The 15926-nt window shown below is 44.6% G+C and carries 11 protein-coding genes and 1 pseudogene; 2 read left to right on the forward strand and 10 right to left on the reverse strand.

All coding sequences use genetic code 11. The features are described 5' to 3' along the window. Positions 1 to 27: 27 nt before the first annotated feature. The 10 genes and pseudogenes from BP95_RS0118205 to BP95_RS0118255 form a co-directional block, all read right to left on the reverse strand. The gene (locus BP95_RS0118205) at positions 28 to 1422 is read right to left on the reverse strand and encodes an aldehyde dehydrogenase (protein WP_028532919.1); all 1395 of its coding nucleotides are present in this window, start codon (positions 1420 to 1422) and stop codon (positions 28 to 30) included. Positions 1423 to 1556: 134 nt separating this feature from the next. Then, positions 1557 to 1859, reverse strand: coding sequence for an ArsR/SmtB family transcription factor (locus BP95_RS0118210; protein ID WP_028532920.1), 303 nt, complete (start codon positions 1857 to 1859; stop codon positions 1557 to 1559). Between the two features lie 94 nt (positions 1860 to 1953). Continuing rightward, positions 1954 to 3321: an APC family permease gene (locus BP95_RS0118215; protein WP_028532921.1), complete on the reverse strand. Its 1368-nt coding sequence runs from the start codon at positions 3319 to 3321 to the stop codon at positions 1954 to 1956. A 14-nt stretch (positions 3322 to 3335) separates the two neighbouring features. After that, positions 3336 to 4271 carry an acetamidase/formamidase family protein gene (locus BP95_RS0118220; RefSeq protein ID WP_231515164.1) on the reverse strand — a complete coding sequence of 312 codons (936 nt, stop codon included), beginning with the start codon at positions 4269 to 4271 and terminating at the stop codon, positions 3336 to 3338. A 367-nt stretch (positions 4272 to 4638) separates the two neighbouring features. After that, positions 4639 to 4876 (reverse strand): annotated as a pseudogene (locus tag BP95_RS30825) (glycosyltransferase); the annotation flags it as partial. Positions 4877 to 5016: 140 nt separating this feature from the next. Beyond that, the gene (ppsA, locus tag BP95_RS0118230) at positions 5017 to 7605 is read right to left on the reverse strand and encodes a phosphoenolpyruvate synthase (RefSeq protein WP_028532923.1); all 2589 of its coding nucleotides are present in this window, start codon (positions 7603 to 7605) and stop codon (positions 5017 to 5019) included. 12 nt (positions 7606 to 7617) lie between these two features. After that, positions 7618 to 8664 carry a Cfr family 23S rRNA (adenine(2503)-C(8))-methyltransferase gene (locus BP95_RS0118235; RefSeq protein ID WP_028532924.1) on the reverse strand — a complete coding sequence of 349 codons (1047 nt, stop codon included), beginning with the start codon at positions 8662 to 8664 and terminating at the stop codon, positions 7618 to 7620. Positions 8665 to 8920: 256 nt separating this feature from the next. After that, positions 8921 to 10405, reverse strand: coding sequence for an Lsa family ABC-F type ribosomal protection protein (locus BP95_RS0118245; protein WP_028532925.1), 1485 nt, complete (start codon positions 10403 to 10405; stop codon positions 8921 to 8923). Between the two features lie 394 nt (positions 10406 to 10799). Next, entirely contained in the window at positions 10800 to 11621 is an 822-nt protein-coding gene (locus tag BP95_RS0118250) for a response regulator (RefSeq protein ID WP_021255560.1), read from the reverse strand. Next, positions 11605 to 13209 carry an ATP-binding protein gene (locus BP95_RS0118255; RefSeq protein ID WP_028532927.1) on the reverse strand — a complete coding sequence of 535 codons (1605 nt, stop codon included), beginning with the start codon at positions 13207 to 13209 and terminating at the stop codon, positions 11605 to 11607. The genes BP95_RS0118250 and BP95_RS0118255 overlap by 17 nt, the downstream gene beginning before the upstream one ends. 86 nt (positions 13210 to 13295) lie before the next feature. Between BP95_RS0118255 and BP95_RS0118260 the strand changes: the two genes are divergently transcribed. Continuing rightward, positions 13296 to 14330 carry a DctP family TRAP transporter solute-binding subunit gene (locus BP95_RS0118260; protein ID WP_028532928.1) on the forward strand — a complete coding sequence of 345 codons (1035 nt, stop codon included), beginning with the start codon at positions 13296 to 13298 and terminating at the stop codon, positions 14328 to 14330. 109 nt (positions 14331 to 14439) lie between these two features. Continuing rightward, positions 14440 to 15717: a dicarboxylate/amino acid:cation symporter gene (locus tag BP95_RS0118265; protein WP_028532929.1), complete on the forward strand. Its 1278-nt coding sequence runs from the start codon at positions 14440 to 14442 to the stop codon at positions 15715 to 15717. Positions 15718 to 15926 lie beyond the last annotated feature (209 nt).

Below are 15926 nucleotides of genomic sequence, written 5' to 3' on the forward strand. Positions count from 1 at the left end.
ATATCTATATCGGTAAGAGATAAAATTCTAACGCAAGAACTTTTTGACCAATCTCAGTTTCTTCTCATTGTAAGGAGGCAAAATAAAACTGGTATCGATTTTTGTGGTCTTCTTTACAATGCTCTTATGATGTGAAAAAAGGTCGAAACTATATTTCCCATGATAGGCGCCTATGCCCGAATTCCCAACACCACCGAAAGGCAAATGATGATTCGCAATGTGAAGAATCGTATCGTTTACACACCCGCCACCAAAGGAAATTCTACGCAGCACCTCTTCCTCACAATTCTTATCCTCTGTGAACAAATACAGGGCTAATGGCTTCGGATGTTCTTGAATGGTGTGAATCGCATGGTCTAACTGATCGTATTCCAGAATCGGTAGAAGCGGTCCAAAGATCTCGTCTAACATCACCGCATCCGACCAAGATACTGCCTCCAGTAATGTTGGTTCGATATACAACTTCTCTCTTACTGATTTACCACCATAGACTACGTTATTCCTATCTTTTTCCAGAATTGAATTCAATCTATCGAATTGGCGTTCATTCACAATGCGGCCATAGTCCTTACTGTCCATCGGATCTTCTCCATAGTAATTCACGATGACCTCTTTCATCTTTGAAATGAGAGCGTCTTTGACTTCCGAATGGACCAACATGTAATCTGGAGCAATACAAGTTTGGCCTGTATTCATAAACTTGCCCCATACAATTCTTTTCGCTGCTGCATCTAAGTTCGCAGTCTTGTCTACAATGACGGGGCTCTTCCCTCCAAGTTCTAATGTTATGGGAACCAAATTCTTGGCAGCAGCCTCCATCACGATCTTTCCAACCTGTACACTTCCTGTGAAGAAGATATAGTCAAAAGGTGCATGAATAAGTGCTGACGTTATCTCCTTCTCCCCTTCTACGACGCGGATGTAGCTCTTATCAAAGATCTCGTTAATCATTTCATGAATGACCCGTGTTGTATTCGGTGTATGTTCTGAAGGCTTAAGTACCGCACAATTTCCTGCTGCAATTGCTCCAATAAGCGGTTCAATCAGCAATTGGAATGGATAATTATAAGGCCCTATAATGAGTACTGTCCCATATGGCTCTTTGACAATACGGCTTCTAGACGGCCATAAAGCTAGAGGGGTTTTTACCTTCTGGGGCTTCATCCATTTCTTCACCTGCTTCATTGTGTTCTTCATACTATCCAATACAAAGCCTATCTCCGTTGAATACGCCTCATATTCGCTTTTCCCTAGATCCTGATACAGTGCTTGTGTAATTCGGTCTTCATTACGCTTAATAGCATTTTTTAATTTGCTCAGCTGTTCAAGTCGAAATTCTAATGTTCTCGTTGTCCCTTGTTGAAAAAATTCTTTATGTTGCGCTATTATGCTATCCACTTCCATCTTCTCTACTTGATTCATCCGATACACTCCTTATCTCTTCTCACTATATAAACTCTTTATGCTCTTATCCATTCAACAATTCCGAACATCTAAATATCTAAACGTTCAAACTCTTCGACGTATATACGATTACAAATGCCTTTAGATTTGCTCTAAAGGCACTCATCTTCAAGTAACGAAAGTAGTTTTTTTAACGAATCAACAGCAGGATTCAAGGTTACGGAGTAATACCGCTCTGTACCGATCTTCTCCATCGTAACTAAGCCTTGATCCCGCAGCAATTTCAAATGATGAGATATCGCAGGACGCGATAATGTAGATTGCGCTGTTATTTCACCAACTGACATAGGCCCCTGTTCACTAAGCCACAGGATGATATCTTGACGATGCGGATCAACTAACAGCTGAAAAAATGGAATACATGTGCGAAATTGAGTTAATGCCTGTTGTCCCATACTCTATCCTTTCTTTCATAACGTTATAACGAAAGGTTTAAATACTTAAAGTCTTGAAGTAAGCGTTTTGTTAATCCATAAAGATAACAAGTATCTACAGATCCCCCGCGATCGAAGCATCCTTCTTTGTCAGCTTCAGATAGATCATATACACAATCCCAATGCCCATCCAAATGAACCCGAACTGTTTGGAAGCAGCGTCAAGACTGTACCAGACGTAGCCGATAATTACGAGTCCGATGAGCGGATAGAGCAGATGATTCAAGTAATCCCTGCTCTTCAGCTTCCGAAGGAAATAGTTGATTACCGACAGATGAAGAAACAGGAAGGCTGTCAATGCTCCGAAATTGACGAGCGAGGACAGAATGGCGATATGCGATGAAAAGCTGAGCGTGACGATCAGCGAAATTGCCGCGACGATCAGGACGCTCACATAAGGCGTTTGATACTTAGAGTGGACTTTGGCCAGGATCCCCGGGAGCTTCTTGTCCCGCGCCATTCTGTACAGGATGCGGGAAATGGCCGCTTGGGCCACCAACGAGTTGGCAATCCCCCACGCGAGTGCCGTGGCGATAATGGTTGTCCACTTCAGCCAAGGTCCGCCTGCGAGCTCGGCGATTTGATAGAAGGCGACATCAGCGTTCTCGAAAGTCGTGTAATCCGGCCACAGAAGCGCCGCAACCCAGGTTTGGACGATAAACATGATGCCGATAACCAGCAGAGAGAAGACGATGGAACGACCGACAGCCTTTTTGCCGCCGTTTGTCTCTTCTGCAAGCGTTGATACTGCATCGAAGCCAAGGAAGCTTAGCACCGCAATGGATACCGCCCCCATGATCGTGCCGATGTTGAAATGAGCTTGGTCATATAGGGGCTTAAATGTAAAGGTGGCGCCGTTAACCCCTTTCGCAACAGCAATAACCGCCGCAGTAATGAACACAGCAAGAATGAGCAGTTGCAGCGTGACTATGATTTTGTTTGCTTTTGCCGTAATCTCGATGCCGAAAATATTGATAACGGTATTGATGCCAATAAAGATCAGCAGCCAAACATAGGATGGGATCTCGGGAATTATTGCTCCTAGGGCTGAGGCGCTGATCAAATACAAAAGCGAAGGAATAAGTATGTAGTCGAGCAGAATCACCCACCCGGCAAAGAAACCGGCATGTTCATTGATGCCGCGTTGGGCGTAGGAATAGACGGATCCAGCAATCGGAAACGCTTCCGACATTCGCGCGTAACTCAGCGCCGTGAACACCATGCCGACCATGCCGATCAAATAAGCGAGAGATACCATCCCGAACGAGCCCTGCGCCACGTAGCCGTAAATGCCGAATGGAGCGATTGGGACCATGAATATAAGCCCGTAAATCAATAAATCCCAGAACGATAAGGAACGCTTGAGCTCTTGTTTGTACCCGAACTGTTCCAAATTAGCCAGACGCTCCGGCTGTGACGTCACGTTAGTCTTCAGACTTATCCCTCATCTCTCCCGGAAATTGTTGACTGTTCGAATAATTTGACATGATAAGCATCCAGCGCGCTATTCGGCATGAAGAATCTTGCTGTCATGAGCGGATCGACAATTTGCGAGATTTGCGATTGGCCGATGGCACTGCACAGCATCGTCAGCTCGCCCAAGGACAGCTCCATGTGGGGAAGCAGCGCATCGATCATGACTTCTACAGCCTTACGTGCCGCTTCATCGAGCGTAGGCTTGGATACGATCGAAGCTATCCCTTCTTGATTTTTCACAAAAGGATACGGGATGCTTGTCCCCTTGATGACTTCGAGCGTTACCGTTACACGAGCGGAAACTTCGATGCCGGAGACGCCGACTTCACCGTCCCCCATCGCTGCATGCAAATCGCCGAGGCCAAACAGCGCCCCTTCATGGAAAACGGGAAGATAGAGCGTCGCTCCGGTGGTGATCAGCTTCGTGTCCATATTGCCGCCATGCGCCCCGGGAGTGCCGCAGGAAATAGGCTCACCAGCCGGGGCAACGCCGATCACTCCGATCATAGGGGTCAAAGGAATGTGCAGCTTGTCATTAAATAGCGCCTTGCCGTTTTCTATGGGGATGATTTTGATTTGAAAGGCATCGATACGGTGCCCCATGACGCCAAGTCCGGGCCCTACAGCCATAACGCCTTGCTTGCCCAATTCAATTTCGTTGATATGTACTTTGAGGATATCGCCAGGCATAGCGCCTTCGACATAGATCGCTCCCGAGGCCGGATTGATCTGATTCCAGTCGATGGATTGGAACGTAGCTTGTTCCGATTGAATCTGATCCTTAAAACAATCGAAGGTATGGATGACAACACGGGAATTGGATGGAACGCGCAAAGCTTGCGAATTATCTTTGCTAAATGAGTAGAAAAATTGCTCGTTGGATACAGTAAACACTATGTACAAGCCTCCTTCAAGTTTTGCTTTCATAAAGTTTGTCAAATAAGCGGAAGCTTCAGCTTATTTCTATCGTATAACGGAAAACGATAGGGAGCAGTTTGCAGCCGTTGTCGAAAATAGAATGCCTCCGTCCAGCTTCGTACCTCACGGTTTCTTTTGAGCCCACACGTTGAATAATGGCAAACCGCTGGCCGCAAATATTCACCTCTCTTTCTATGGTTAATTATAGCAAGTTTCTACTCAAATAGAAGAAATCACACTAAAAATAGGATGTAGAAGGACACAACACAAGGAGGAGTCACATCTATATTAAAGGTGTTAAGGCAGACACTGTATCAAGCTGTCCGGAATATCCTGAAGATGTGTATACATCCGCCTGATTGCCTGCTTTGGCAGCCCTGCCATTAGAATATGTTCTCTAAGAAGATCAGCCAGCTTATTACCAAGGCTTCTCCATAATAGAGCTTGAATACATCGCCTATGTCCTGTTGGTTCCGCATGAGCCGATCCAGTACATCCTTTTGATCTGCACGATCAGAAATGGCGCTGACCATATAGGTTCTCGTCCATATCGTATGGTCGATCCAAACCTTCTGCATATCGACTTATGCGATCAAGACGCAGCGAATTTTATGGCTTTACACTTGATTAACAACATAAAGAGACCGAGGAATAGCTTCCTCGGTCTTCTTTGTTTCGGAATTGTGGAGACTACTTTCAGGAATTCCTGCACGGCGCTGAAGAATTACAATATTTCGATATACCCTTCTGTTCCATGCACACGAATTCGTTGTCCATCTTTGATCAGCTTGGTAGCATCCTCCACTCCTACAACTGCAGGCAAGCCATATTCACGCGCGATAACGGCTCCGTGGGTCATTAGTCCGCCAACTTCGGTGACGAGGCCTTTGATAGATACAAACAATGGTGTCCAGCTAGGATCCGTAAAGGCGGTGACTAATATATCTCCATCTTCGAGTTCAGCATCCTCCATGTTCAAGATGACACGTGCACGTCCCTCTATAACTCCGGCAGACACGGGCAGACCTACAATAGCATTCGTGGGGAGATTATCTCGTTTGTACTTCCCTACAATGATTTCGCCATCAGACGTGATAACACGTGGTGGGGTTAGTTTTTCATAGTGGTTGTACTCGTCTTTTCGTTTGCTGATGATGTGATAATCCAGTTTATTGGTGCGTACGACTTCGTGGAGTTCTTCAAGAGCGAGATAGAAGATATCTTCCTTTTCATGAATAATGCCCGCTTTTACGAGTTGTTCAGCTTCTTTCAGTAAAGCCTGCTTATACACGAAGTAGCGATTAATCAAGCTGTACTTTGGATATTCTCGAAACCCGCTGAAATTCCGGATGAGATTGATCATTCTTTTTGTTTCTTTGGCTTTTTGTTCGCCATCCGGCAATTGCTTTAATCGCTCTAATAACTCTTCTTCTTTCTTCAAAGCTTCTTGTTGTCCTTGCTCAAACTTCTGCTTGCTCGCATTAGGCTCAAAGTTTTTGATGTTGCCGAGAATCATGGGGACAAGCGTAGTTGGTTTCTCACTCCAACGCGTTCTCGTCATATCGATTTCTCCGGCACAGCGCATTCCATATTTGGCGAGATAAGCATCGATAGCGTGTCGGGTTTCCTGCCCGCCTTCTAACTTAAGCAGTTCATCCAAGAAGTGATCCTCTTTTACATGTTCTAAATAATCTATGACTTTTGGATAAGGACGGATCACATCTGCGACATCCAATAGCGCCAGACCCATTTCCGAAGTAATATTGCCCGGTACAGATTGAGAAAGTGTATCTGCAGCGTGTTTTTCACCTAACCACTCGTTCATGTTTTCATTGATCCATGCTGCAGCATCCATTGCAACCAGAATCACATCTATAATTTGCACATCAAATACAATCTTCTTTAATTGCTCGAGATCTTCGCAAATAAAATCCAACAAATCCGATCCTGATTTCGTTTGGATATTTTGTCTCAACGCTTCGAGCGATTCTTGATTACGCTTAATTGAATCAGGAACGATTGACGGATTGTTTTCAATTTCACGCATTTTATCTGCGGTGCTTTTATACGGATTTGGTGCTGTGGTATCAACTGGCAACGTCTTTATAAAATCTCGCTCTATTACGGTCATCAATGCGTCTTTGATTAGCGGATCGTTTCGTCCCAGGTAATGTAATGTATTGTCTCTGCTCGCCAGCATTGGGGTCACATCAACAAACAACCTGCCACCGGCTTTACGCATGGGTGCTGGATTTGTAAACTGGAAAAACGACAATCCCAGCGGTTTCATAGGATCGGTCATCATTTGTTGGTGACCGACAGATACATAAACGCGATTTTCCTGATCATTCGCTTCCGGAATCGGATATAACGTCGTGATTGGCCGACTCTGAACTATGTAAAAGGTATCCTCAACCAGACACCATTCGATATCTTGTGGGCAACCAAAATAGGCTTCGATCTGCCTTCCGATGCGTGCTAGTTGTAAAATTTGTTTCTCAGTCAGGGTTTGAGTCTCTTGCAGCTTAGGATCGATCTGTTGTGTCTCTGTTCCGCCTTCTTTTCGTCCATAGACCGCCAATTTTTTGGCCGCGATCCTCTTATCGATGATCTCCCCTTCCTTTACTTGATAACAATCGGCAGAGACCAGGCCAGAGACCAGTGCTTCTCCAAGTCCAAAACTGGCATCGATGGATATCACCTTTCGGTTAGACGTAATCGGATCAGCGGTAAATAAAATCCCCGAAGCTTGTGGGAACACCATCCTTTGAACAATAACGGCTAAATAAACGTGACTGTGGTCGAATCCATTTTGCATCCGGTAAATGACTGCGCGATCCGTAAATAGGGAGGCCCAACATTTGCTGATATGCTGCAGGATGGCTTCTTTGCCGATAATATTTAAATAAGTATCTTGTTGACCAGCAAAAGAGGCATATGGCAAATCTTCAGCAGTCGCACTGGAACGCACAGCATATGCATGTTCCTCGCCAAACTGGGAGAGATATTGAGATACTGCTTGCACAACATCAGAAGGAATTTCTACTTCCAGAATGATTTCTCGAATCTTCCTGCTGATTTCACCAATTTGATCTCGATCCTCAATGTTTAGCATCGTCAGTCGATTGAGCAAAGAATGGTACGTTTCGTTTTGCTCCATTGCTTTTTGATATCCTACTGTTGTCACACAAAAGCCTTCTGGTACTTGGATTCCTTCAATTTTTGATAACTCCCCTACATTCAACCCTTTTCCGCCAACGAGCAATAGCTGGTTATTTTTCATTTCCTGAAAACCGAGAACGAAAGAACTCATACCCTATCTCCCCTATCCATTCATTTTAGAATCAGCTCGGTACAACTGACCACATGCCGCGTTAATGTCCGCTCCGAATTGAGTTCGGACCGTAACGTTCACACCGAACATTTTCAACGTCCGCACGAACGTTTCGATCCTCTCTGGATCAGTTGGCAAGTAGCTCTGAGGCGTTACTTCTGTTGAATTGTAGGGAATGAGGTTCACGTGGTAGAGATGTTCCCAAGCTCCCCTTCCCCTTAACAGCGCAGCAACCGCTTTCGCATGCTCCGCCGAGTCGTTGAACCCTCGAAGTAAAATATATGCGATATACACCTTTCTTCCTGTATGTCGGATATGGCGATCCAAAGCATTCATCACGTCGTGGAGCGAAAACCGCTTATTGATCGGCATCAGTTCGCTCCGTTGATCGTCGAACGGCGAGTGCAGCGAGAAGGTTAGATTGACCTGTGGAAACTCCCGCGTCAACCTCTCGATTCCTGGCAACAGGCCGATGGTGGAAATGGTAATCCTTCGATGTCCTAAACCGAAGAGATTTGGATTGGTCAAAATCGCCAGCGCATCGAATAGGTGCGGGTTGGCGAGCGCCTCCCCCATGCCCATGAAGGACACGCTGTCCAAGGCGTGGCCGTTCAAGTGAAAGTGAAGCAATTGGTCGGTAATTTCGTCGGCGGTCAGATTTCGTTTCAGCCCGATGGTACCCGTGGCGCAAAAGCGGCACCCGAACCCGCAGCCGCACTGCGTGGAAATACAATACGATTTCCATCCCCGTTTATAGGAAAGTCGTACGGCCTCTATGCGTTCATCCCCACCGATGGCAAATAGGACCTTGCTGACCTGCTGCGATGTGAGTTCCTTTACCGGAATAACGCTGGAGACGTTCGGGCCAAGCGTTCGGGCCAACTCTTCTCGTAAAAATTTCGGCAGTATAGTGATCCGTTCGTATTCAGCGATTTTTTGTTTGAAAATAGCGTCTATAATTTGCCCATACCGGTACGCGGGCTGCTTGAAATCGGACAGGATCTGTCCTATCGTTTCATATTTCGAGGTTGGTTTCATGTGTTCTCCTTACCGCCGGAGAAAATGCAAAAAAGCAACCATCATCTGGAGCTTTCATGCGTCATTAACCAACTACTGAGGCAAAAACACGATTGCGTTTGCGGACATCATCGCTACGTGCATCTGTCGATAAATTGGTATACCTCCGGCAACAGATTTATCTTGTTGTGAACCGAGTCAGCCGGTTGGAACCGGTTCACAACATCATCTACAACCTCAACCTCAATGCTCATTGTTTTCATCCTCCTAGGGTGTGTTATATGTTCAGTTCCACCATTTTAGTTGCGATATGTTTGCAAAACTCGCTGTCGTGCTCCACAAATAGGATAGTTGGCGCATGCTCCAGCAGCAGTTCTTCAATTTGCATCCTGGAAATGACGTCGATAAAATTAAGCGGTTCGTCCCAAATATGCAAATGAGCGTGTTCGCAGAGGCTTTTCGCAATCAGTACCTTCTTCTTCTGACCGCCGCTATAAGAAGCAATGTCCTTTTCAAATTGCAAGCGCGAAAAATCGAGTTTTCTCAAAATCGCTTTGAACAAGCTTTCGTCAATCTCGCTGGATCTGGCGAATTCCGACAAATTGCCCTGCAACTGCGAGGTATCTTGTGAAACGTATGAAATTTTCAACTGGCTCCCTTTCCGAAACACACCGGAATAAGGAATCTCCTCGCCGCAAATCAGTTTGAGCAAACTGGATTTGCCAGAGCCGTTCGGACCGGAGAGCACGATGCGATCCCCTTGCTCGATAGTAAAGCTGATATCGCGGCATACGTTCTTCTCTCCATAATGAATCGAAACGCGATCAAGCTCGACCAATTGGTGTTTATGATAAGTCATCTGCGATATTTTCAGGCTTTCCGAGCTATCGACGTTTCTCAGAAGCTGTGATCGTTCCTCGATCGCAGAGTGCTGTCTTTGCTCGATCGATTTGGATCGCTTCATCATTTTGGCGGCCTTGTGACCGATGTATCCTTTGTCGACCTTGGAGCCGGAGTTGCGGGTGCCGTTTTTCGTTTTTTCTACTTCGTGCGACCAGTTGCTCGTTCGCTTGGCCGCTTCGGACAGCCTCTTAATGTCTTTCCTCAGTTTTTCGTTCTCAGCCAGTTCGAAATTATCCTGTCTTTGTTTGTTCTCCCACCAGTCTGAGAAATTTCCGTTCTGAATCTCGATATTGGTCTTATTGATCGAAATGATATGATCTACACAATTGTCGAGAAACGCCCGATCGTGTGACACCAACATAAAGCCGCTCTTCCCGTTCAAATAATCACTTACCAGCTTCCGAGCATGCAGATCCAGATGGTTGGTCGGCTCGTCGATAAGCAAAAAGCTGTTCTCCTTCAAAAACAGGACTGCCAGCATAACCTTCGTCTGTTCTCCGTTAGACAACGAGTCGAACGGTCGGTATAACACATCTTCTGCCAACTTCAGCAGCGAAAACTCGCGCATGAGCTGCCAGTGCTCGTAGTCGGGATAGATATCAGCTACCACATCGAATGTATAATTTTCCTTGTGTTCGACGTGGAACGGGAAATACTCGAAACTGACGTTAGAGGATATCGTTCCGCTGTATTCATACTTGCCGAGCAGCAGATTAAGAAACGTAGTCTTGCCCCGGCCGTTCCTCCCCGTAAAGCCTAATTTCCAGTTGGTATCAATTTGTAAACTTACATCCTCAAAAATGTTGTCGTAACTGCCGTCATAGGCAAACGTCAGATTCGTTACCTTGATCAATGACATTCCAGAAACCTCCCTAATTCACAAATAAAAAAGAGCTGCAAGAAAGTTGACCTTTCTTACAGCTCAAAAAAATAAAACAAATCCAACCCTACGCAGAGTCAGATAAGGATATATTTTGAGTGAAAAGAATAAGGTAACTTTCTTGCCAATAAAGAATAAAACAGCACAAATAGAACTTGTTTTATTCCTTAAAAGTTAGCAAGAAATTCTACATTATCCTCTTCAACTCCTATCGTAAGTGTTAGCGCAATAGTAACATACCAGAAATTTCATTGCAATAAGAAATGGCAGCATTTAATCTTTATGAGTCATGAGTAATTAGCCGCCACCCACTTCGGTGTTACATTTTCATTTGTAATTTTAATAGTCACGTAAAAGGCGTCTTCGGATTATTTTAGTCTCTTTTTGGTCTTGAATGAAGCACATACCGATTAATTGGTCGCCCTACGCCTCCATAATTCACCTCTAGATAGACATATCCTGTCTTTGACAAATATTCGAGGTATCTTCTTGCTGTCACTCTCGCAATCCCAACCCCTTCAGCTGTTTCTTCAGCGGATAGCTTACCACCTTTATCAGCCATTACCGCAAGCACTTGTTTAAGTGTTACTGGATTTAAACCCTTTGGCAGTTCTTCCATAGGTATAAACAATTCAGCAGGTGATGATGATTCGATAATGTTCTTGTCTCGTATTACACTCTGCCCTAGACTCTGCTCTAGTAGAGAAGATCCATCGTTCACAGTACTATCCGTTCGGATCTCATCTCCCATTTGCAGAATACGATCAAGCTGCTCTTGGGTAACTGTATGATCGTCGGTTAACGTCTCGTATCGATCACGATAACGTTCCAATGTCCGTCTAACCCGCTCTAGTTTAAATGGCTTGATAATATAATCTACTGCACCATTTCGCATCATCGCTCGCAATGTTTCCGTCTCTTTGGCGGCCGTAACTACGATCACATCCACTGGTAGATTACGCGCTCTAATTTCCTGCAGCGTGCTAATTCCATCAAATAAAGGCATAAACACATCCAGAAAGATTAGATCCGGCTTCAGTTCTTCGATCATCCGCAAGCCATCCTGACCGTTGCCTGCCGTCCCAATCACTTTATAACCATTCACCCGTTCGATGAACATGCGGTTCACTTCCTGAACCATTGGATCATCTTCAATCAGCAATACTTGCACGATATACTTACATTGCTCCTGCATCTCTTGTCGCCTCCTTCATCGGAAAAACGATTTCCATTGATGTTCCGAGTCCTGGGGAGGATTCACACCGAAGCTGCCCTTTACCTTTTGCAATAATCCCACTTATCAGAAATAGGCCTATCCCACGATGCTCTCCACTTTTGGTCGAGAAGCTGCGTTCCAGCATTCTTGCTTTCGTGTCTTCTGTCATACCACAGCCATTATCCTCAACTAAGATCGATAAATAATCTTCATCTTGTCCAATGTACAGATACACTGTCTTCTGATCAACCTTGATATTGGAAAGTGCATCAAATGCATTTTCAATCAAATTGCCTACCAGAAGTACGATATCTCGCCGATCAAGCGAATCTGGAAATTGACGCAAACCGCAATTCGGATCGACGATAACATCTATATCAAGCTCATTTCCGCGACTGATCTTACCAAGCAGTAAGCCTGCAACTCCATCATCCTCAAAATGCTCCTGCATAAATCTTGTTGTCTCTTCATGTTGATCAGATACCTCAAACAAATATCTTAATGCTTCTTCATGTTTTCCAAGCTGGAGAAGCCCCGCAACGGTATGCATTTTATTCATATGCTCATGATTTTGGGCTCGCAAGGCATTCACAAATTCTCGCACACCTGTCAGTTCTTCTGCCATATGCGTAACCTCCGTGCGGTCTTGAAAAATCGCTATGGCCCCCTGAGTAACACCCTGCTCGATTATGGGTATTCGATTGCTCCAAATGAGCGTATCGCCAACCAGCAATTCGTGGTTCAAGAGCGGCATCTTTACCTTAAGTACTTCAGGCAAGCGAGAGTCTGGAATCACATCCCAAATGTTCACCCCAATAACATCCTTGGACACACCAAAAATGCGTTTAGCCCGTTCATTGAAAATCGTGATTCGCTCCTTGCTGTCGATGGCGATTACGCCTTCATGCATAGCTTGGAATGCTGCCGTATGTTCACGAAACATCGTGGCGATTTCATGCGGCTCTAGATTATACATCTCTTTCTTGATATGTTTGGCAAGCATCGCTGAGCCCATCATTCCAAACGAAAGCGCTAATATAATCATTACCATAACCGATCTGAGTTGCTCGGGAAAAATATCCTTCATGGTAGGCAGCAGTCCTCCAGCCATTACAACGCCAACCTGATCATGCTTCGCGTTCATGATTGGCACGAATGCCCGCAAGCCAACACCCGCTTCACCTTTTACTTTGGAAACGTACATATGCTCAGCAAAAGCTGCATCCGCATCGTCGCCACTAAAGTAAGTTCCTATTCGGTCCGATAGAGGATGTGATAAGCGCTTGCGATTCATATCCAGCACGACAATATAATCAGCCTCATTCAGCATGCGAATTTTGTCAGCAACGGGAGCAATATGCTCAGCACCATTCTGCTCATTGATATATTCTGCCACTCCCGGTAGATTAGCAACGGTTTGGGCAGTCGTAATAAGCCGTTGACGTAAGCCTTCTTCTTTGACGCTAGTCAAGCTTCCTAGCAAGACTTCTACAGCAATAAGGAGGGAGAACAGAACCAAACCGAATGAAAGTAAAATAATTTTCCAATAGATTCCTATTCGGTTCAAGTCTATTGCCCTCCTTTTCGAAATATTTACCTTTATCTGCTATTGTGCAATAATAAGTCTAATTTAGCAACTAGGAGGAGACAAATTTGAAAGCGATTGCAAGCATTGGTGCGTTCATTATTATTGGGTTGTTAGCTGCATATCTAGTCGGATATCAGCCAAACTTGAATGAGCATCTCTATCAGGATGATGAACAAACTGGACTTAAGCAACGGATCGTCATCAAATTCAGTCATGTAGTTGCAGAGAACACACCAAAGGGCCTCGCTGCAGCTGAATTCGCTGATCTAGTGAAGAAGAAATCAAAGGATCGCGTCGAGATACAAGTGTTCCCAAATGGCATGCTATATGGTGAGAATAATGAAGTTGCTGCACTTCAGCGTGGTGATATTCAAATGATAGCCCCATCCTTCTCAACCATGAGCGAGATTGATCCAGCATGGCTAGTAATGGATCTGCCATTTGCTTTCAAAGATCAGAATGAGGTTGAAAGCAAGCTGAATGGTTCGCTTGGAGACAAGCTATTCCAAACGCTAAGACCGTATGGCATGAAGGGAGTCGCCTTCTGGTCCAATGGCTTTAAACAAGTGACGAACAATGTACGGCCTATTCTGGGGCCTCAAGATTTCAAAGGACTAAAGTTTCGCATACAGCCAAGTCCATTAATTGAACGGCATATAAAGAACTGGGGAGGGAAGACAAGTGTTATTCCTTTTAACGACGCCTATCGCAATCTAGCCGACGGCTCAGTAGATGGTCAGGAAAATACGATATCGAATATCGTAAGCAAACGCCTCTACCAAGTACAGAAATATATGACGATTAGCAATCATGGTTATTTGGGCTATGCCGTTATTTTCAACAAATCCTTCTGGGATAGCCTGCCTTCTGATGTACAACAGCTACTCATGGAAGCAATGAATGAAACAACAGAGCAGGCAAATAAGAAAGCAGCTAGAAATGAGTCTCATATGAACGAGATGAATACGAACCAGAATTTGCAGATTTCCATATTAACGAAAGAGCAAACAGCGGAATGGAGGATTGCCTCAAAGGAGCTCTATAAAGATTTCGCATTGAAAATCGGGGCTGATATCATGAGCGAAATCTCTGGGCCTTAAAGACCAAAAAGAACAATATGACCATATGCTTGTCACCTTCTCCCCTCTCTCTTACACTTAAGCACATCTAATAAAAGCGCTTACAAAGGTGAAAGCGAGGGGTATGAACATGAAGTTAAAAAAAATCATGAAAAACATGACCGTTCAAGTATTATTCGCGATTCTTCTTGGGGTTCTCTTCGGACAATTATTCCCTAAATATGCCGTTGAACTGAAGGTGCTTGGAGACATCTTTATCAAGCTTATTAAGATGGTGATTGCACCAATCATCTTCTTCACCGTAGTACATGGAATCGCAAGCATGGGCGATATGAAAAAGGTCGGACGCATCGGTGGTAAGGCATTATTGTACTTTGAGATTGTAACAACCATAGCACTTACAATTGGCCTACTTGTAGTAAATATAGTTAAGCCAGGCTCTGGAATCGATATTTCAAAGGCTACAGGTGACGTTGCGCAGTATGCCGAGAAAGCGCATGATAATAGTGTAATGGGCTTCATCATGAACATCGTGCCTGATAATGTTATCGGGGCTTTTGCTAGCGGTGAGCTTCTTCCGGTATTGTTATTTGCAGTCCTGTTTGGTTTTGCTCTAACCGCTATTGGTGAAAAGGGGCAAGCCATCATTTCTTTATTCGATAAGCTCTCACACGTATTTTTTGGTATCGTTAATATCATTATGAAGCTTTCACCAATTGCCGCTTTTGGTGCAATGTCATATACGATTGGCAAATTTGGCCTTGGCTCGTTGTTCACACTTGGCAAGCTGATGGGTTCTGTTTATTTGACCATGTTCCTATTTATTATTGTCGTACTCGGATTCATTGCCAAAGTATTCGGATTCAACATCTTCAAGTTTATCTCTTATATTAAAGAAGAAATCTTACTGGTGCTTGGTACCTCTTCATCCGAATCTGCTCTGCCGCGAATGATGTCAAAGCTCGAGGCATACGGTGCTTCCAAATCCGTCGTAGGACTCGTTATTCCAACAGGATACTCCTTCAACCTAGACGGTACATCGATTTATCTGTCAATGGCTGCGCTGTTTGTCGCTCAGGTATCCGGCGTTGATCTAAGCATCTGGCAGCAAATTACCCTTCTGTTCGTATTAATGCTGACTTCCAAAGGTGCTGCTGGGGTTACAGGATCAGGATTCATTACACTTGCTGCAACTTTAGCTGCTTTCCCATCAATTCCAATCGCAGGCATGGCCCTACTGCTGGGTGTTGACCGTTTCATGTCCGAAGCTCGCGCAATTACGAATTTGATCGGTAATGGTGTAGCAACAGTTGTTATCGCCAAGATGGAGAATGAATTTGATCCGAATCGATTAGAAGCTGATGAATCTACTGTAAAGAGCGGCAGCGGCAACATTGCCTATAATTAAGGCTCTCAGAAATAGAATTGCGATTATTTATAATTGTAAAAAAGGATGAGTTTAAATCCATCAATAAATGTGGATCTTGCTCATCCTTTTTGTTTATACGCTGTTTACAATGGTGACGAGAACTTGGTATAGATAAACAATGGTGTCCAGCTAGGATCCGTAGAGGAAGTGACTTCCATCTTCTAGATCAGCATCCCCCATCATTCTCT

It is taken from the genome of Paenibacillus sp. UNC217MF (genome assembly GCF_000686865.1).
GTDB classification, from domain to species: Bacteria; Bacillota; Bacilli; order Paenibacillales; family Paenibacillaceae; genus Paenibacillus_B; species Paenibacillus_B suaedae.

Coding starts and splice junctions, on each gene's coding strand:
- BP95_RS0118205 (WP_028532919.1), bottom strand. CDS start 1,422: ATGAATCAAGTAGAGAAGATGGAAGTGGATAGCATAATAGCGCAACAT.
- BP95_RS0118210 (WP_028532920.1), bottom strand. CDS start 1,859: ATGGGACAACAGGCATTAACTCAATTTCGCACATGTATTCCATTTTTT.
- ppsA (WP_028532923.1), bottom strand. CDS start 7,605: ATGAGTTCTTTCGTTCTCGGTTTTCAGGAAATGAAAAATAACCAGCTA.
- BP95_RS0118235 (WP_028532924.1), bottom strand. CDS start 8,664: ATGAAACCAACCTCGAAATATGAAACGATAGGACAGATCCTGTCCGAT.
- BP95_RS0118245 (WP_028532925.1), bottom strand. CDS start 10,405: ATGTCATTGATCAAGGTAACGAATCTGACGTTTGCCTATGACGGCAGT.
- BP95_RS0118250 (WP_021255560.1), bottom strand. CDS start 11,621: ATGCAGGAGCAATGTAAGTATATCGTGCAAGTATTGCTGATTGAAGAT.
- BP95_RS0118265 (WP_028532929.1), top strand. CDS start 14,440: ATGAAGTTAAAAAAAATCATGAAAAACATGACCGTTCAAGTATTATTC.